Source organism: Mesopusillimonas faecipullorum (genome assembly GCF_020539505.1).
GTDB classification, from domain to species: domain Bacteria; phylum Pseudomonadota; class Gammaproteobacteria; order Burkholderiales; family Burkholderiaceae_B; genus Mesopusillimonas; species Mesopusillimonas faecipullorum.
The window spans coordinates 1-18,849 of sequence record NZ_JACDXW010000007.1 but is presented as its reverse complement, the minus strand read 5'-3'; the positions used below and the strand labels follow the sequence as shown (position 1 = coordinate 18,849).

At 57.8% G+C, this 18,849-nt stretch carries 17 protein-coding genes; 12 read left to right on the top strand and 5 right to left on the bottom strand.

Translation table 11 applies throughout. The annotated features are described in order from the left end of the window. The gene (locus tag H0484_RS12865) at positions 1–618 is read right to left on the bottom strand and encodes a LemA family protein (protein WP_226955046.1); all 618 of its coding nucleotides are present in this window, start codon (positions 616–618) and stop codon (positions 1–3) included. A gap of 296 nt (positions 619–914) precedes the next feature. Between H0484_RS12865 and H0484_RS12860 the strand changes: the two genes are divergently transcribed. From H0484_RS12860 to H0484_RS12850, 3 genes are all read left to right on the top strand, one after another. Continuing rightward, entirely contained in the window at positions 915–2,267 is a 1,353-nt protein-coding gene (locus H0484_RS12860; protein WP_226955045.1) for a DEAD/DEAH box helicase, read from the top strand. Between the two features lie 18 nt (positions 2,268–2,285). After that, complete coding sequence (locus tag H0484_RS12855) at positions 2,286–3,887, top strand: peptide chain release factor 3 (protein WP_226955044.1); 1,602 nt, start codon at positions 2,286–2,288, stop codon at positions 3,885–3,887. Between the two features lie 61 nt (positions 3,888–3,948). Beyond that, the gene (locus H0484_RS12850) at positions 3,949–4,593 is read left to right on the top strand and encodes a hypothetical protein (RefSeq protein WP_226955043.1); all 645 of its coding nucleotides are present in this window, start codon (positions 3,949–3,951) and stop codon (positions 4,591–4,593) included. Positions 4,594–4,712: 119 nt separating this feature from the next. On the opposite strand, the gene bfr is transcribed toward H0484_RS12850, so the two are convergent. Both bfr and H0484_RS12840 read right to left on the bottom strand, forming a co-directional pair. Next, the gene (bfr, locus tag H0484_RS12845) at positions 4,713–5,189 is read right to left on the bottom strand and encodes a bacterioferritin (RefSeq protein WP_226955042.1); all 477 of its coding nucleotides are present in this window, start codon (positions 5,187–5,189) and stop codon (positions 4,713–4,715) included. A gap of 357 nt (positions 5,190–5,546) precedes the next feature. Further along, on the bottom strand, positions 5,547–5,858 hold the full coding sequence (locus H0484_RS12840; protein WP_226955041.1) for a (2Fe-2S)-binding protein: 312 nt from the start codon (positions 5,856–5,858) through the stop codon (positions 5,547–5,549). A 206-nt stretch (positions 5,859–6,064) separates the two neighbouring features. Here H0484_RS12840 and H0484_RS12835 point away from each other — a divergent pair, with 206 nt between their 5' ends. Further along, positions 6,065–6,634 carry a hypothetical protein gene (locus tag H0484_RS12835; RefSeq protein WP_226955040.1) on the top strand — a complete coding sequence of 190 codons (570 nt, stop codon included), beginning with the start codon at positions 6,065–6,067 and terminating at the stop codon, positions 6,632–6,634. Positions 6,635–6,992: 358 nt separating this feature from the next. Beyond that, positions 6,993–8,699, top strand: a complete 1,707-nt coding sequence (leuA, locus tag H0484_RS12830; protein WP_255645105.1) for a 2-isopropylmalate synthase — start codon at positions 6,993–6,995, stop codon at positions 8,697–8,699. A gap of 114 nt (positions 8,700–8,813) precedes the next feature. Here the strand turns inward: leuA and H0484_RS12825 are convergent, their stop codons facing one another. Both H0484_RS12825 and H0484_RS15195 read right to left on the bottom strand, forming a co-directional pair. Continuing rightward, positions 8,814–9,164 (bottom strand): DUF1840 domain-containing protein, encoded by a 351-nt coding sequence (locus tag H0484_RS12825; protein ID WP_226955039.1) that lies wholly within the window; start codon positions 9,162–9,164, stop codon positions 8,814–8,816. 117 nt (positions 9,165–9,281) lie between these two features. Then, positions 9,282–9,413, bottom strand: coding sequence for a hypothetical protein (locus H0484_RS15195; RefSeq protein ID WP_255645102.1), 132 nt, complete (start codon positions 9,411–9,413; stop codon positions 9,282–9,284). Here H0484_RS15195 and H0484_RS12820 point away from each other — a divergent pair. The 7 genes from H0484_RS12820 to H0484_RS12790 all read left to right on the top strand — a co-directional run bounded on the left by H0484_RS12820 (position 9,412) and on the right by H0484_RS12790 (position 18,756). Continuing rightward, positions 9,412–13,041, top strand: coding sequence for a phospholipase effector Tle1 domain-containing protein (locus H0484_RS12820; protein WP_226955038.1), 3,630 nt, complete (start codon positions 9,412–9,414; stop codon positions 13,039–13,041). The two genes, H0484_RS15195 and H0484_RS12820, sit on opposite strands and share 2 nt — an antisense overlap. A gap of 139 nt (positions 13,042–13,180) precedes the next feature. Then, a complete protein-coding gene (argS, locus tag H0484_RS12815; RefSeq protein ID WP_226955037.1) occupies positions 13,181–14,866 on the top strand; it encodes an arginine--tRNA ligase in 1,686 nt (561 codons plus the stop codon). A gap of 5 nt (positions 14,867–14,871) precedes the next feature. Further along, positions 14,872–15,612 carry an SPOR domain-containing protein gene (locus H0484_RS12810; protein WP_226955036.1) on the top strand — a complete coding sequence of 247 codons (741 nt, stop codon included), beginning with the start codon at positions 14,872–14,874 and terminating at the stop codon, positions 15,610–15,612. 75 nt (positions 15,613–15,687) lie between these two features. Beyond that, positions 15,688–16,320: a thiol:disulfide interchange protein DsbA/DsbL gene (locus tag H0484_RS12805; protein WP_226955035.1), complete on the top strand. Its 633-nt coding sequence runs from the start codon at positions 15,688–15,690 to the stop codon at positions 16,318–16,320. 142 nt (positions 16,321–16,462) lie between these two features. Then, on the top strand, positions 16,463–17,254 hold the full coding sequence (locus H0484_RS12800) for a bestrophin-like domain (RefSeq protein ID WP_226955034.1): 792 nt from the start codon (positions 16,463–16,465) through the stop codon (positions 17,252–17,254). Positions 17,255–17,428: 174 nt separating this feature from the next. Beyond that, positions 17,429–17,989, top strand: coding sequence for a cytochrome b (locus H0484_RS12795; protein ID WP_226955033.1), 561 nt, complete (start codon positions 17,429–17,431; stop codon positions 17,987–17,989). Beyond that, on the top strand, positions 17,986–18,756 hold the full coding sequence (locus H0484_RS12790; protein WP_315859973.1) for a VTT domain-containing protein: 771 nt from the start codon (positions 17,986–17,988) through the stop codon (positions 18,754–18,756). Before H0484_RS12795 ends, H0484_RS12790 begins: the two co-directional genes overlap by 4 nt. The last annotated feature ends 93 nt before the right edge of the window (positions 18,757–18,849 follow it).

Sequence of the window (18,849 nt, the reverse complement as noted above, 5' to 3'; positions counted from 1 at the left end):
TTATTGCTGCGCGGCAGCGCCGGCGGGCAAGTCGAATTTGACGTCGGGATTGCGCATGATCTCGGTCTGGCGCTCGACGCCATAATTCGCCATGGTGTCGTAGCCGAAAATCTTGGCGGTGATCAGCGTGGGGAACTGTCGTATGGTTTGGTTATAAGCCTGCACGGCTTGCACATAGCGGCCACGCTCGGTAGCTATGCGGTTTTCAGTGCCTTCCAACTGCGTCATCAGGTCGCGTACCAAGGTATCGCTTTTCAGTTGCGGGTAGTTCTCGGAGACCGCCAACAGACGTGACAAGGCCGATGAAAGCCGCCCCTGCGCCTGCTCAAAGCGCGCCATGAGCTCAGGGTCGTTGAGGTCGTCAGCCGTAATGCGGATGCTACCTACCTGCGCACGCGCCTCGGCCACTTCGGTCATGATAGAGCGCTCGTTGACCATATAGGCATTCACAGAAGCCACCAGCTTGGGCACCAGGTCGGCCCGCCGCTCGTATTGATTAAGGGCTTGCGACCAGGCGGCCTTCACCTGTTCGTCCAATCGCTGAATTTCGTTATAGCCGCAGCCGGAAAGCAGCACCGCCAGCACCGGCGCCATCAACAGCATGAACAGTCTCTTCATCTTGAGTATCGCTTAAAGAATTGGGGGCTAAACGCCACCATTAAAACAGCTTGCCTTGCCATTTTCCAATATTTAAGACGTTCTGCGTCGGCGCACATAGGCAGATGCGGTAATCGAGTACAATTGCGCCCAAGCACGACGAACCAATCACCGTGCTGCGCACGGGCCTAGTGTCTCGCAACTCAAGACACTAGCCAGGCCTGTCACTTGGCCTTACCTGGCCTCCTCTTTACTTCCCATTCGTCCGCCTAGATTGGTATCTCTCGACTCGAGCGATAGGCTGTCGCTGGAGTTGCATGTTGAACACCCCTATTAAGTTTGCCGACTTAGGCCTGGCACAGCCCTTGCTGCGCGCCATTTCCGAAACCGGCTACGAAAGCCCCACCCCGATTCAAGCCCAGGCGATCCCTCATGTCATGAAAGGCGGCGACGTGCTTGCCGCCGCCCAGACTGGCACTGGCAAAACCGCCGGCTTTACGCTGCCCATCTTGCACCGTCTGCTGCAGAACCCATCCACAAAATCCAAGCCCGGCCAGCCGCGCTGCCTGATTCTGACGCCCACGCGCGAATTGGCCGCCCAGGTCGAAGAATCCGTGCGCACCTATGGCAAGCACACCTCGCTGCGCTCGCTGGTGATGTTTGGCGGTGTGAATATCAACCCGCAAATCCAGGCCCTGCGCAAGCCCGTAGACATCCTCGTGGCTACACCTGGCCGCCTGCTCGATCACGTGCAGCAAAAGACACTGGATCTGTCCGCTGTCGAGATCCTGGTATTGGACGAAGCCGACCGCATGCTGGACATGGGCTTCATCCGCGATATTCGCCGCATTCTGGTATTGCTGCCCAAAGTGCGGCAAAACCTGCTGTTCTCCGCAACGTTCTCGGATGAAATTCGCGGGCTGGCTCAAGGCGTCTTGCACGACCCCGTTGAAGTCTCCGTGGCTGCTCGCAACACCACCTCAGAACTCGTCAGCCAAACCGTGGTCATGACCGAGCAAGTGCACAAGCGCGATTTGCTCAGCTACATCATTCGCGAAAGCGGCTGGCATCAGGTGTTGGTGTTCACTCGTACCAAGCACGGCGCTAACCGCCTTGCCGAAAAACTGGTCAAAGATGGTTTGGCTGCCGCCGCCATCCATGGCAACAAAAGCCAGGCTGCCCGCACCCGTGCGCTGGATGGCTTCAAGACCGGCAAGCTCAGTGTGCTGGTTGCCACCGACATCGCGGCGCGCGGCCTGGACATCGACCAGCTTCCCCACGTGGTGAACTTCGAACTGCCCAACGTGCCGGAAGACTACGTGCACCGCATCGGTCGCACCGGACGCGCCGGCAGCGAGGGTTCTGCCTTGTCTTTGGTGGACAACACTGAAGCCAAGTACCTGGCTGCGATCGAGCGTCTGATCAAGCAACGCATACCGCGCAGTATTATTGAGGGTTGGACACCCGACCCTAGCCGCAGCGCACCCGAAGTCGATGACCGTCCTCCACGCCCCCCGCGCCGCGACGGACGCCGTCCTGCATCCGCAACCGCCGCACCCCGTGGCGACGGTCGTAATCGCCGTCCCCAAGGCGCCGCCGGCCCAGCTCGCAACAGCACGCGTCCCCCCGAGCGCAGCCGCCGCCCCTCCACCCGTTCCGAGACCCACTAACCTCCCCCGCCGCCAGCCATGAGCATCGCCACGGAAGTCAAACGACGCCGCACTTTTGCCATTATTTCTCACCCCGACGCGGGTAAGACCACGCTAACCGAAAAGCTGCTGCTGTTCGCAGGCGCCATCCAGATTGCCGGCAGCGTGAAGGCCCGCAAAGCGAGCCGGCACGCCTCGTCGGACTGGATGGAAATAGAAAAGCAACGCGGCATCTCGGTGGCCTCGTCGGTGATGCAGATGGAATACCGCGATTGCGTCATCAACCTGCTCGATACCCCGGGTCACCAAGACTTCTCGGAAGATACTTACCGGGTGCTGACAGCCGTGGACGCCGCTCTGATGGTGCTGGACGCCGCCAACGGCGTAGAGCCTCAAACCATACGGCTGCTGCAGGTATGCCGGGCGCGCAACACGCCCATCATCACCTTCGTCAACAAGTTCGACCGCGAAGTCCAAGAGCCGCTGGAGCTGCTCTCCGAAATCGAGTCGCATCTGGGTATGGATACCGTGCCATTGGCCTGGCCTGTAGGCATGGGCCGGCATTTCGGTGGCGTGCTGGATTTACGCAAGCAACACATGCGCGTGTTCCAGTCCGGCCAAGAGCGTCGTGCGGGTGACGACGAGATACTCACCGATCTGAAAGCCCCCGAGCTGAACCAACGCTTCGGCGATGCCTATGCCAAGGCGCAAGACGAAGTCGAGCTGATGGAGGCCGCAGCCCCGCCGTTCGATCACCAGGCTTTTCTGCTGGGCAAACAAACACCGGTCTTCTTTGGCTCGGCCATCAACAATTTTGGTGTACAGGAAGTCCTGGATGCCCTGGTTGACTTTGCACCCCCTCCCGGCCCCCGAACGGCGCTCGAACGCGAAGTGCAGCCCGAGGAGCCCAAGTTCAGCGGTGTGGTGTTCAAGATTCAGGCCAATATGGACCCAGCCCACCGCGACCGCGTGGCCTTCATACGCGTGGCCTCAGGTCATTTCGAGCGCGGCATGCGGCTAAAAGTGGTGCGCACCGGCAAAGAGATCCGGCCCAATAACGTCGTGTCTTTTCTTTCCCAACGCCGCGATATCGTCGAGGAAGCCTATGCCGGCGACATCATCGGTATTCCCAACCACGGGGTCTTGCATTTGGGCGACGTGCTGACCGAAGGCGAAAGCCTGCATTTCACCGGCCTGCCTTTCTTTGCCCCAGAACTGTTCCAAGCTGTCGAAGTCAAAGATCCTTTACGCATCAAGCAACTGCGTACCGGTCTGACCCAATTGGGCGAGGAAGGCGCGATTCAGGTTTTCCGGCCCGAAGCCGCAGGTGGCGCGCTGCTGTTGGGTGCCATCGGCCAGCTGCAGTTCGAGGTGGTTGCACAACGTCTGAAGACCGAATACGGTGTGGACGCTCGCATGATGCCTTCGCGCTACACCTTGGCGCGCTGGTTCACTTGCGACGACCCCAAGGCCTTGCGCAAGTTCACCGATGCCAATGCCGCCAACATTGCCTACGACGTGGTAGAAGCCCCCGCCTTTCTTGCGACCTCCTCCGCCCAATTGCGTGTGGTGCAAGAGCTTTATCCGGCCATACGCTTTCATGCCATGCGCGAGCATGGCGGGCAAGTCTTTGACACCTGAACGCTAAAGGCAGGCACGTCGTTCTATACTAGTAACCCGTTTCCCAGCCACAAGGATAAGTATGTCTTGGCGCTTGATACTCGTCACCCTGATAGCCGCAGCCGGTTTCTCGGCGTGGCTAGGCTTGCGCCTGGGAGACTGGCTGGTGGCGCACGGGCCGCTTATCAATGCCGAAACCCAGGTAGCGGCGGCCTCTGCGCCTACCCAGGTGCTGGATGCCGACGGGCGCCCTTACACCGCTCAACCGCCCCAGCCCCTGCTTAACGGCAGGCTGGCAGTACCCGAGACGCTTGCTCCCATCACTTGGGAAATCAACCCCGAAGCCCTCAACGAAACCCTGAACAATCCCCTGATTGCTACGGCCACCACCTCAATTTCGCTTTATCAAGCGCAGCAGTTGGCAGGCCAGGGCGAAGGCGGCTTGGCGGGTATTGCCGACGTCGGCGACTTGCTCGGTGCGCTCAGAGGCGGCAACGTGCCCTTGCAGCCCATCGAGGTACCTGGCGTAACGTCTATTCAACAGCAAGCGCCCTCCACAGGCTCCACTTCGCAGGCCTGGCAAGCCGACCTGCAACGGGCACTCAACGCCTGCCAGGCTTCCAGCTTCTTCGACCGTCCCAGTTGCCTCTGGGCGGCGCGTAATCAATATTGTGGCGCCAACAACGCCTGGGGTCTGATAGAAGACTGCCCCGCCCGCAATTTCTAAAGTTGCGCATCCGTTAGCGGCACTCAAAACGGGCGACTTCATACAACAAGGGCCGGCACCCGATAAACGGGCCGGCCCTTGTTGTATACCGGGCACCTTAAGCGCCCACAGCAAGAAATTTAGTCTTCGACCGCCATCTGCGATTGCAGGTAGTTTTGCAGACCCACCTGATCGACCAAGCCCAATTGGGTTTCCAGATAATCGATGTGCTCTTCGGTATCGTCCAGAATGTCTTGGAGCAAATCACGAGACACGTAATCGCGCACCGACTCGCAATAGGCAATGCCTTCCTTGACGGTTTCTTGCGCAACTTGCTCGAGCTTGAGGTCACAGGAGAGCAGTTCAGGCACGTCCTCGCCTATCATCAGCTTGTGCAGGTCTTGCAGATTGGGCAAGCCGTCCAGCATGAAAATACGCTCTATCAGGCGGTCAGCATGCTTCATCTCGCCGATGGACTCTTCATATTCTTTTTTGCCGAGCTTATTCAGGCCCCAGTGGTTCAGCATGCGAGCATGAAGAAAATATTGGTTGATGGCCGTGAGTTCGTTTTTAAGCTGCGCGTTCAGATGACGAATGACGGTAGGGTCGCCCTTCATGATTGCTCTCCTGTACAAATAACCACAGCGGCTACGGAGCCAAGCGCCCCCAACCGCGAAACATGGATAGACTACCATGTGGCGATATCTTTGGCACCCGCCAAGGGAGAACAAAACCCAATAAATACAATGATTTAGCTAAATAAGAATGAGTCTGCTTGTCGCATCCGCTTCAACTGTGAAGTGGCCGAATGGCACTTGCGGCGCAGCTTGGCCGCCTCTGTGCCCCAGTCAAAAGCGTGTTTTTAAAAGTTTTATTGGAAAAAGCAGACAGCAAAACGGCCCTTTGCGGGCCGAATTCTTTTTGAAACAAATTGTTTCTTTGTTGCGTGCACAGCACTACCCGGTATGACTGCCTTAAGCGCGCCGTGCCACTGAGCGTACCCGCATGACACCCACCTGAACGGATTCGTCGTTGGCAGCAGCCTCGGCGATCTCGATCTCGGTGATTTCGTTTACCTCGGTAGACAAAGCGGAAATCGACACGACACTAAGCGATGCGGTGGCATAGCGACCGCCTGGCAAGTATTCGAGTGCGGTATCCATGCAGCAGCCGCAGTTGGTCGCCACACCCAATTCGCCTTGCAAATCGGCCATGGTCGACGCCCCTGCCGCTACAGCGGCTTGTACCTGGCGCTCGGTGATGGCATTACATACACAAATAAACATGAGAACAATTATCATCCATTCCCGAAGTGAGCGCAAGCCTTTTCTACGCATTTATGGCAAATTTACGCTAAGGGTTTACCCCTAATTCTTACGATTCATAGGCTTATCCTGCCTCTCCCCTGTCTAGGGGTGCTCTGATAGCTTAAGCCTTCACGTCACACGCTTCGGGTAAAATCGGGCCACCTCACGCACTCATTTATTTCACCATGCGCCCCACCCCTAAAGATGCCACGTCCGCAAGCAGCCTCTCCGCCTTACGCGGGCTTGTGTTGCGCCTGACCGCCACCTCTAAAATTATCTGCGCGGTGGTGATTATTGTGGTGGCCATGGTTGCCTACCACCTGCTTGGCAGCTTATTATCTTTCGGCAAAGGTTTGGATTACGCAGCCTTGGGGGGCTTCAGCGCTCAAGCCACCGAATTGGCAAAACAATACATGCCTTTATTTTGGTGGGGCTTGGCCATTGTTATCGCGCTGGCCGTGCTCAGCATACTTTACCGATATGCCTGCGCTAGTCATCAAAGCGCCAAACACCGCATCGTCAATGCCGATGACTTCACCCAACTGACCCGTCAGTTGTCTCCGGAAGCCCGCGAAGTGCTTGCTTGGGCCTGGGAAGATCGCCGCCACCCCGTTACCGTGGGCATTTTGCAGCGCACCATTCAAGAATTGCGGTCGGGCCGTTCGGGCAAGATTCATTTGGCCAACACCCATGCCCAAGCGCTGGCCGCCCCCATCGATATCGCAGCTCCCGCCCCTCATATTGTTCGCCCCTAGGCTGTTGCTCGCGCCACACATTCTGCGCCTAGTTACTTGCATTGCAACAAAAAATGTGTTCGACTGTAGGGTATGAACACGGCCTTTATCACCTCTTTTCGCGATACATACGCTGGCAGCCCTGCCGGTATGCATGCGGCCGTCACCTCTACTTCCCGCTCGCGTGCCGCCCTGGCACTATCCCTGCTGCTATCGCTCGGTTGCCGAGCCTAGTGCCCTGTGGCAGTTCGGCAACCTGTGTCCGCCACGCCAGTCTTGTAGTCATCCCCGTTGCAGTTTTGCACTATCCACCGCCCCAGGGTGTGGTTAGCGATGGCTCCCAAAAGGAACATTCCGTCTATCCCCGTACAGGTGCATCATGATTTCCGATCCCTCCAAGAAATATCGTCCGTTCGTCGCTTTCGAGCGTGATTTTTCCGAACGCACATGGCCCAGCAAACGTATCACTCATCCCCCCATTTGGATGAGCACCGACCTGCGCGATGGTAACCAAGCGCTGATCGAACCCATGAGCGTCGAACGCAAGCTGCGCTTTTTCCAGCAACTCATCAAAATCGGCTTCAAAGAAATCGAAGTGGGTTTTCCATCGGCTTCACAGACCGATTTCGACTTCGTTCGCAAATTGGTCGACGAAAAACGCATTCCCGATGACGTGACCATCATCGTATTGACTCAATCGCGCGAAGATCTCATTGCTCGCACCGTCGAAGCCGCAGCCGGCGCCAAAAACGCCATCGTGCACTTGTACAACGCTTGCGCCCCCGCCTTCCGCAAAATTGTTTTCAATATGGACCCTGACGGCGTGCGCGACCTGGCCGTCAGCGGCACCAAGTTCGTCAAGCACTACACCTCCCAGCATCCCGAAACCTTCTGGCGTTATGAGTACTCGCCCGAAGTGTTCAGCACCACCGAGCCCGAGGTGGCCCTGGACGTGTGCAATGCGGTGGTCGAAGCTTGGCAGCCTACGCCCGAGGCCAAGATTATCTTGAACCTCCCCGCCACCATCGAAGCCACAACCCCCAATCTGTATGCGGATCAGATCGAATGGATGCACAAGAACCTTAAGCATCGCGATCGTATCGTGCTTAGTGTGCACCCACATAACGATCGCGGCACGGCGGTTGCAGCTGCCGAGTTCGCCGTGATGGCAGGCGCCGATCGTATCGAAGGCTGTCTGTTCGGCAGCGGCGAGCGTACCGGTAACGTAGACTTGGTCACCTTGGCGCTCAATCTTTATACCCAGGGTATACATCCCGGCCTCGACTTCTCCGACATCGACGAAGTACGCCGCTGTGCCGAGTACTGCAACCAGTTGCCGGTACATCCGCGTCACCCCTATGCGGGCGACCTCGTCTTTACCGCATTCTCGGGCTCGCACCAAGACGCGATCAAGAAGGGTTTTGCCGTTCAACAAGCGGACGCGATCTGGGAAGTGCCTTACTTGCCTATCGATCCCGCCGATCTTGGCCGCAGCTATGACGCCGTAATTCGCGTCAACAGCCAATCAGGCAAGGGTGGCGTGTCGTATCTGCTCGAACAAGAGCACGGCTTGGTATTGCCCCGCCGTCTGCAGATCGAGTTCAGCCGCGCCATTCAGCGCGTTACCGACGAAACAGGCAAAGAAGTCACCGCCGAAGATGTCTACGACCTTTTCAATCAGGAGTACCTGCAGTTGGACGGCCCGTGGCAGTTGGTGCGCCACCGCATCACGGGGCAGCCTAATGCCAAGAGCGGTGAGCAGTTCGTCATCGAAGTAGACGTACGCCACAACGGTAAAGATGTGCACTTGACCGGCCAAGGCGACGGGGCGATCTCTGCCTTCGTCAATGCCTTGAACCAAGAGGTGCGCATCATGGATTACCACGAGCATGCCATCGGTACGGGCACCGACACCCGCGCCGCCAGCTATGTGGAAATCCGCGTTGGCGACGCCCCCACTGGTTTTGGCGTGGGCATCAACGCCGACATCGTTACCGCTTCGTTCCAGGCCATTCTGGGCGCCTTGAATCGTCACGCCATGCATCATGGCGCAGGTAGCCAAAACACCACTGCCGTCGCGGTTTGATATTTGTGTGATGTTTGTTGAATGCCGGCCATAAGCCGGCATACAAAGCAGAAAGGGGGGCCAAATTTCTTTGGCTCCCCTTTCTGCTTTTTACTACGGCCGATTCAGTCGCATCTACCAGGCAGGGGCGGGTTCCCACATCACATCGTGCCCTTGCTTAAGCGCTGCACGCAGCATTTCAAGCAAAGGAAAAGCGCGTTGGCGGAAGCCCACGGGTTTGCGCATGGGGTGGGCCAAATCGGGTTGGCGCTCGAGCTCTTTCTCGGTAGGTTCAGCGGGGTCTTCGCTTAAGCCAATGGCGTGCTCTAGGTCGTCGATGGCTTTTTGAAGCTGTGCATGCGTGAAGATGCCGCGCTCGGGCACTTGATCGCCTGATACCTTGCCCACCGCTTGCAATACCGGCAATGCGTGCTGCGAAAGCATCAAGATGTCGCCGGCGGCCTTGGATCGAAAAACTATCAGCATGGCGTGACTCCTTAAATGAAAACCACGGGGCCAGCTGCGGTATGTCCCCATGGATATTTACATTCACTAGCTTAACCCAGCCCGGTGGGTACGGAGCAAGATAAAAGACCTTAAGTTTCACCGGCTTTCCTGCGCTCCCATGCCGATTCCGCCATCGCCTCGCTCCCCTTGCTTGCTCCCAACGATTAGCTCGTGGCCACCCAGGAAGCTGGCCTGCTCGCCGGCATCGATTTGGGCTGTCGTCATCATGGTTTACCTGCTATGGGCAAGCGGCCACCATGCCGCAGCACAAACCTGCGGCCCCAGCCTGATGGGTAACCCCTGTGCCCAGGGCGATGTGGCCAGCCAAGGCGCGCTCGTCCCCGAAATGAATCTGGGGCTGGGCAACCCTATCCATTTACTGACTGGCAATAAGTATCTTTTTGAGCAAGATGTCCCGCCGCTGCCATCAAACCCTTTACTGACGGTGGCACGCCACTACAACAGCCTGGACCCCAGACACGGGGTCTTGGGCCGCGGATGGACGCTGAGCTTTGATTCCCGCCTGCACAGTGTCGGCAAGCAAGTACAGATCGTGCAGGCCGACGGGAGCCGCGTGAGTTTTCCGTTTCCTAAAGCGGGCATCGAAACGACCAACGCCAGGGGTAGTCTTAGGCGGCATGAACAAGGGTGGACTTGGCACTGGCCCAATGGGCAACGCCTGGATTTCGATGCACAAGGCCGCCTGATCGCCTTGCAATCCCCCATTCCCCGCCCCGGCAAGCTGCACATCAAGCGTCACGAGGCGGGCTTGTTGCACGGCCTGATCACTCAGCTGCGTGATGACACCGGCCAGGAAATCCGCATGCACTATAGGGTGGAAGAAGGGCAGGCCTATTTGACCCGGATGGACACGCCTCTGGGCGTGTGGCGCTACGAATACGAAGCGGCGGGGGCGGGACACGGCTTACGCCTGATTTCAGCAAGCGGTCCAGAAGGCAGAGAACGCCGCTATCTGTATGAGCCTGAACGGCAAAGTGGAAATCATTGGCTGCCGACCGGCATCTCTGAAACCCATCCACCTAGCCGTGATGCAATCCGTCTACGCACCTGGCACTACGATGCCTTGGGCCGCGTCGTCAAGGTCTGGCAAGCGCCAGCCGACCCAGGTATGGGCGGCCTATCGATCAGTTATTCGGGCTCTTTGCATTCCAAAAATGACAGGCAAACGCAGATACTCTCGGCAGGAGGACGACGTTTAAGTTTGCTTGCGTCCAACACCCCCGATCGCCATGCTTTGTCCGGCGCCATTCTGACACTAGGAGAAGGAAACCCGAGTGCGCCGGAAGGATGGCCAGGGCTTGTCATTCATTACGATGCCGCCGGCAGACGCTCGCATTGGCACAGTCCGCTGACTAGCAGAGTATCACTGCGTTATACCCCTCAAGGAGGGCTTGCCAGCGCCGAAGCTGCCGATGGCCGGCGCTGGCGATACGATTACGACGCTCTGCACAGATTGATAGGCATAGAGGTCGCTCAAAAAGCACAGCGTGAGCGCACGCGTTTGCACTGGCATAACGATCAGATCGTCAGGGTGGAACATCCCGCAGAAAGCGAAACCCTTACCCATGACGAACAAGGTCGACTTGCCACCAGGCAAATTGCTCGTCCCTCATTGCCCGAGTCTGGCCAACTGACCCTGCATTATGAAGAACGATTTGAGTACGACGCTAACGGTCGCTTAGCTGTGCATCATCTGCCGGAAGGCGGTTCGCTTCATTACCGCTGGCTTTCCGATAGACGCCTTGCCAGCTTGGAATGGGAAGACAAGCAGGGGCAACGACATCGTGTCGTGAGCAGCGCGCAAGCATCGACAGCGTACTGGCACGGGAATGGCCTTTACACGCAGACCAACAGGCATGACGGCGTTCTGACATTAAGTGTAAGAAACGGCAGTGAACCCCTGTGGGTGCACTTGCGCAGCCACGATGCGCACGGACACATCACGCACATGGCCGATTGGCATGGGCAAAATACCGTCGGCCAAGGGTGGCGCTTTCATCATGACCAGGCCTCCAGATTGGTACGCGCAGCACCCGTGATTCTGCCACCCGTGCCCGCTGATCTTTCCCTGCCCACGCTGACAAGCACGACGCATACGCCCGCCGCTACAAACCAGGAGGCATGGTATGCCTGGCACGCCGACGGTGGCTTGGCTGCTGCCAGACCCTCGAGCGGCGTCAGCTTCATACCCCGAATCAGGCGCAACGCCGCCGGCCTGCCACTACATGTAGGCAAACATCATTTACGCTACGGGCCGTCGGGTAGATTAGTACAGTTGGTCGACAACGAAGGCCGTGTTGCCCAGTACAGCCACAATGCTCACGGTTACCGAATCAGTGCACAGCAGGGCTCACAGGCTACGCAATACCTGTACGTTGGGCAGCGTCTAGCCGCCGAGATTCGCACGCAAACACCTGGCGCTGAACCAGGCGGCCCTTCTTTGACCGCTCGGCACATTAGCCGACGCTATCTGTACGCAGGGCAAGCCTTGATTGGCCTGATTGACTATGACGCACAGTCACCCGAAGGACGGCTTTACGCGGTACACGTAGACCCTTTGGGAACCCCCCGCATGGTCACTGACCCACAGCGGCGGGTGCGCTGGCTGGCCCACTATTCGCCCACCGGAGAGCTAACCCACAAATGGGGAGACTTGGATCTGGCCCTGCGTTTACCGGGCCAGATTGCCGACCCCTTTACCGGATGGCACGACAACCTTCTGCGCACCTATTCGCCTGCCATGGGCGCCTATCTGGAACCCGACCCCATGGGCCCCGTTCCGGGCCAGCAAGCCCTGGGCTATGCCCACCAGCAACCTCAACGCCATATCGACCCGACAGGCCTGCTGCTGTTTGCCTTTGACGGCACTCGGCAAGACGCTTTGAATCGCGCGAATGTCTGGAAAATGAGCCAGCGCTATGCCGATGGCTTGGTGCACTATCACGCGGGCCCCAGCAATCCCTATTATGTAGACTTGGACGCCATCGGTGCTTATTCCGCATTCGGCATCGTCACGACTCAGTGGCAACAGTTTCTTGACGCACTGCGTCTTGCGCCTGCCGGGGTGACGCTTCCTATCGACGTCATCGGCTATTCACGCGGGGCCGCGCTGGCACGCCACTTTGGCAATATGGTGGCCCAACATACCCAAAATGGCTGGTTCAGCTATGCCATCCCAGGTCAGGGTTTGTTGCAGGCATGCGTAGACCTGCGTTTTATGGGCTTGTTCGATACCGTTGCCCAACTGGGATTGCACGGTTCGCTGAATCGGGCGTTTGATTTTTCCATCAACCCTGCCTGGACACGCGTGGCGCATGCCGTCGCCTTGCATGAATACCGCAGCTGGTTTCCTTTGACGTCTACATCCGGCTCAAGCAACAACAATATTATCGAAGTCCCTTTTGTTGGCGGGCATGCCAATGTGGGCGGCGGTCAAGGCCCCTATACCGGGCTTTATATCCCCGCTTCTTCAGGCGATTTATCAGATGTGGCGCTGAACTGGATGCTGGCGCAAGGCGGCTTGGCCGGCGTAAATTGGCTGGCCGGGCCCTTGGCAGACCAACAAGTCACGGACCCCATTTTGCACGATGACCGGCCCAGTAGCCTGCGTTGGCTATACGACGGCGACCGGCGCGTAGACGACGCCTTTCATGACATGTTGGTTTGGCGGCAAGGCTCCTTGGACGCCCTGGGGGCACCGCATAGGCAAAGCACCGAGGCCTTCATTCAACGTTTCGAAGACTGGCGTGCTAAGGACGGAAGCGCTGTTGGTGAGGTGGATATGGCAGGCTATACGCAATGGTTGCAAGAGACGCTGGGATGGACGATGCCATGAATGGCCTAAGGGACGCCGATGGCATCCTTTTTACTACCTGCCCTCTGGGCGCGGGACATGCGATAATCGGGCTTTTCGCCGGCCTGTGCCGCATCCGGCTCGAAACCGGAACCCGCGCCAGGCATACTGACTCTTACCTATGCTTCCTGGGCAACAAAAAACACTCATCGAATTGCTGGCCGCCGCGGTCGAAACCGTCGTGCCAGGCGCCACGCCCGACATTCAACTAGAACGGCCCAAAGTTGCCAGCCATGGCGATGTCGCCTGCAACGTGGCCATGCAATTGGCTCGCGCCGCCAAACGCAACCCGCGTGAGTTGGCCGAACAAATCGTGCAAGCGCTGCTGGCTCAGCCTCAAGCCGCCGATCTGATCGCCTCCGCGGAAATCGCAGGGCCGGGCTTTATCAATATCCGTCTTACTGCTGCCGTGCACCAAGCCGTATTGGCGCATATCTGGCAAGAAGGCGCCTACTTTGGCCACCGCCCGGCCTCGCCAGATAAAGTACTGGTCGAATTCGTATCGGCCAACCCTACCGGCCCTTTGCACGTGGGCCATGCGCGCCAGGCTGCGCTGGGCGACTCTCTGTGCCGGTTGCTGGCCAGCCAAGGCAAGCAGGTTACGCGCGAGTTCTATTACAACGACGCCGGCAACCAAATCGACAACCTGGCTATCAGCGTACAGGCGCGTGCCCGCGGTATTGCTCCCGAAGCCGCCGAGTTTCCCGCAGACGGCTACAAGGGCGACTACATTCTGGATATCGCCCGCGACTTCCAGGCGCAAGCCACTGTACAGGCCGCCGATGGCGAGTCCGTCACGGCTACCGGCGATGTAGACAGCTTGAGCGACATCCGCCGCTTTGCCGTTGCCTATCTGCGCCGTGAGCAAGATCTGGACTTACAGGCCTTCGGCCTGAAGTTCGACAACTTCTACCTCGAAAGCTCTCTATACACCGACGGTCGCGTCGAACGCACGGTTCAGGCGCTGGTCGATTCCGGCCACACCTACGAAGACGGCGGTGCGCTGTGGCTGCGCACCACCGAACTGGGCACCGGCGACGACAAAGATCGCGTCATGCGCAAGAGCGAAGGCGGCTATACCTATTTCGTGCCCGATGTGGCCTACCACGTGGCCAAATGGGAGCGCGGCTACCATCACGCCATTAATATCCAAGGTAGCGACCATCACGGCACCATCGCACGGGTGCGCGCAGGCTTGCAAGCACTGAATCTGGGCATCCCCAAAGAATTCCCTTCGTACATCTTGCACAAGATGGTCAAGGTGATGCGGGACGGGGCCGAGGTCAAGATCTCCAAACGCGCTGGCAGCTATGTCACCATGCGCGACCTCATCGATTGGGTAGGGCAAGACGCGGTTCGCTTCTTTTTGGCCCAACGCCGCGCCGACTCCGAGTTCGTGTTCGATGTCGATCTCGCGCTTTCAAAAAGCGACGAGAACCCCGTGTACTACATTCAGTACGCACATGCGCGCATCTGCTCTATGCTGAACCAAGCCGGCGTACCCGAGCAAGCACTGGAATCCGCCGATATTTCCCTATTGCAGGCGCCCACCGAAATCGCGCTTTTACAGCGACTGGCCGAATATCCCGCTATGCTCACGCAAGCCGCCAACGACCTGGCACCCCACCAAGTAGCGTTCTGGCTGCGTGAATGCGCAGCTGACTTCCACGCTTGGTATAACGCAGAGCGGGTACGCGTCGATGACGAGGCCCTCAAGCAAGCTCGCTTGCGTCTGGCTCACGGCACTCGACAAGTGCTGGCCAACGGTTTGGCACAGTTAGGCGTTTCCGCGCCCGAAAGGATGTAAAGCTCATGGCCACTAGCAGGCAACGGCGTAAGCCGGCTTCCTCAAAAACGAAAGGCGGTAGCACCCTGTTTGGCGTGCTGGCCGGCCTTCTCATTGGGCTGGCTGCCGCCGCTGCCGTGGCCTACTTTGTCACGCAAGTGCCCATGCCTTTCAAGGACAAGTTCAGTCGCGCGCCTGCGCAGACCTTATTGCCCGACGTGCGTGAAGCGCCGGATCCCAATCTGGGCTTGTATGGCATGACCGGCCCCGCCGGCCAAGCCAGCCAGGGTACGGCCACCGCCCCCACGCCCTTGCCCTCCGGCATTCCCACGCCATCGCCCTCCAGCCCACCGGCTCAGGACGACATCGGCGCACTGCTGGCGACGCTGGGGGCTGCCGCACAATCGACTGACCCACCCCCGCCCGCCAAGCCTGCGTCGCCCTCTACTCAAGCACCAGCCCAGCCGCAAGCCCCGGCTGCAGCCCAAACGCAAAAGCCTGCGGCTGAACCCAAGACGGTGGCCTCCGCGCAAACCAACACCACCTATTTTTTGCAAGCAGGTGCGTTTCGCTCGGAAACCGATGCGCAGTCTATGCGCGGGCGTATCCTGATGATGGGCCTGCCCGTACAGGTGCAAACCGCCCAAGTCAGCGGCGCTCAGTTGTACCGCGTGCGCGTCGGCCCGTTTAAGGGCATAGACGAAATGAACCGCTCTCGTGTGCAACTTAGCGAAGCCAAGATAGAATCCACCGTGGTGCGCCCTTGATCTTTCGGGGTCGGTATTGAACTTGCCGGTCGATCAATGGTCTGAACCCAAGCCTTAGCCTACAGGAATTGCCATATGTCGTACGCCTCTTTGCTTTCCCGCACGTTTGCCAGCCTGGTTCTGGGCTGCATGTCCTTGCTGTTTTTGATGCCTGCTCAGGCACAAACCGCCAAGCCTCGTTATTTGGTGCTTGAACCCGCCCAGCCCTCCGACACCCCGGGAAAATCCGAAGTCTTGGAATTCTTCGCCTACAGCTGCAATCACTGCGCTGCCATCGAGCCCCTTATCGAAAAATGGCGTCCCAGCCTGCCTGACAATGTGGTCTTTCGCGCTGTCCCCGTGGCCTTCAACGCTTCCATGGTCGATCTGCAAAAGCTGTATTACTCGTTGGAAAGCCTGAATCGGCTCGACCTACACCCCAAGGTCTTCAAAACCATACACGACGAGCGCAAGCGCATCTTTGACGCCAAGTCCATCATTGCTTGGGCTGCCGACCAAGGTATAGACCGTGCTCAGTTTGAATCTACCTTCAACTCTTTTGGTGTGCAGGCCAAGGTCAACCGCGCCAATGAGCTAACTAAGGCGTACAAAATAGACGGCACGCCCACCTTCGGCGTTAACGGCAAGTATGTCGTTTCGCCTTCCATGACGGGCGACTATCAAAGTGCTCTGGATGAAGTCAGCCGTTTGCTGAAAACACCCAAGTAAGCACCTCGCACCATTGTGATCCAAGCGGTTGGCGGATAGACTATCCGCCAACCGCTTGCTGCTATTTGGCAAGGCTTGAATAGCAGCAAGCAATCCGCCGCAAGCAGCTATCAAAATCCGTTTCAAGAAGCGTAAAGTTAGTATGCCTGCCCAGATCAATTTTTATTCGCTGGTTTTTTTACCTGTTGCCGCTGCAGCATTTGCCGCTATCGCGCTATTCGGCAAATTTATGCGCCGTCGACACGACAAGCAGGGCAAAGTCGCCGACGACGAACTTAAAATTGTGCTGGGCGCCACCTTGTCTTTGTTTGGGCTGCTGATAGGCTTCATGCTGTCTTTTGCAATTTCGGGCTATAACGAGCGCGTGCACGCAGAAGAGAATGAAGCCTTTGCCATCGGTCACGTCTACCAGCGCACAGCCTTGCTTGAACCGGCACAACAAGCCCAAGCCCAAAGCCTGCTTAAAAGGTATTTAGAAATACGCATCAGTTTCTACAATACGACCAGCCCCGAAGATCGCCTGCCGCTGCGTATGCAGTCTATTCAGTTGCAAACACATATGTGGATGCTGCTTACCAATATGGCCAAACGTGCTCCCAGCATGGCGCTGGATTCCCTACTTGACGCCAGCGACGAGCTTTACGCCTCCCAGCAAAAAACGCTGTCTAGCTGGCGCCGGCAAATTCCACTACCGGCATGGATCATGCTGATCGTGTTTGCGCTGTGTACCAACTTCCTTATCGGTTATAACGCCCGGCACGTTAAGGGAAACAATCTCTTGATTGTCACCTTCCCTATTCTGATTGCCCTGTCGCTGTTCATGATTGCCGAGGTCGACGTACCCGGCGAAGGCATTATTCACGCCATGCCGGACAATCTGGAAGCGCTGTACGAGCACATCACCATGCCGCATCAACCTTTGGTGTCGAATTAGCCGGCTGCCTTTGTTAGGCCTATGCCAAGAACCGCAATCATTGTCCTATTTATAGGACAAACTATGCATCACAAACACCTTTTTCTTCATTTTTGTTTTTAATAAAATGACTTATATGGAATAACCAAGCGCCCTTGGAAGCGCATCTGCCCCACAGCCTTCCGGAGAGAGAACATGAACACCGCCCCCCGTTATACCTCCACCGCCATTTTTCTGCATTGGCTGGTCGGGCTGGGCATGATCGGTACTTTCGCCCTGGGGTTCTACATGGTGGATTTACCCTTGTCGCCGAATAAGCTGAAGCTATTTTCCTGGCATAAATGGGCAGGCATAAGCCTGCTGGTGCTGGCTGTCGTACGCTTGGCCTGGCGTATGAGCCACCCCGCACCGCAACTGCCCTCCCATATGGGGGCAATGGCCAGATTGGCTGCGCACGCCGGGCACTGGGTGCTTTACCTCCTGATGCTGGCCATTCCCGTAAGCGGTTGGCTGATGAGCTCTGCTCAGGGCTTTTCGGTGGTGTGGTTTGGCGTCGTGCCATTGCCCGATCTGGTCGCCAAGAACGCCGAACTAGGTGCCATTCTTAAACAGGTTCATGTCACCTTGAACTACACGCTGGTGGTAGCCTTGGTCGGCCATATAGGCGCCGCGCTGCACCATCACTTCATCAAGCAGGACACGATCTTGACCCGCATGCTGCCGTTTGCCGGGAGGGCGCAGGAGCTGCGGCCATGATGGAATCCATCCTTCAACTTATCGAAGAGCACGGCCTGCTGGTCGTGTTCTTCAACGTGCTGATTGAACAGGCAGGCGCCCCCATACCGGCTTACCCGATTCTGGTAATAACCGGTGCGCTGCATGAGGCCGCCGGCTATGGCCCGCTTGCTTTGATAGGCGTGGCCGTGCTGGGTGCCATGATTGCGGATTACTTATGGTATTTGGCCGGCAGGCGGTACGGCGCCAAGCTGCTTTCGCTGCTTTGCCGCATATCGCTCTCGCCCGATTCCTGCATACGCCAGACCGAGTCTCTTTACTTGCGCTGGGGCTCGCCATCCCTGATGGTAGCCAAGTTCATCCCTGGCTTTGCTTCCATCGCAAGTGTATTGGCCGGCGCCGTAGGTACGCGGCGACGCAGCTTCTTGCTTTTCGACAGCATCGGCGCCGCCATCTGGGCAGGCTCTGCCGTTTACTTGGGGTCACTCTTTAGCACGGCGGTAGACGAACTCTTGGCGGTATTGGTCAGCCTGGGAATGGTGGGTGCTTTGTTGCTGGCCATTGTGCTTGCACTCTTCATTGCCAAGAAGTGGTGGCAACGCTATCGCTTCGTAAAAGCGCTGCGCATGGATAAGGTCAGCGTAGAGGAACTGCATGACATGCTGGCCTCAGACATCCGCCCGGTCGTGGTGGATGTCCGCAGCCCTTTGATGCAATCACAAGGCCGTATTCCAGGCGCTATTCCCCTTGAGGTCCCCCTCAGTCACAATAGATGTCCGCTCAGTTGATTTGAATATTTGAGGGGGCGGACGGAGTGAAGCAGTGCCTAGTTACAGCGCAGAGTTCAAAGAACAGGTTGTCAGGAAGCTGATGCCGCCGCA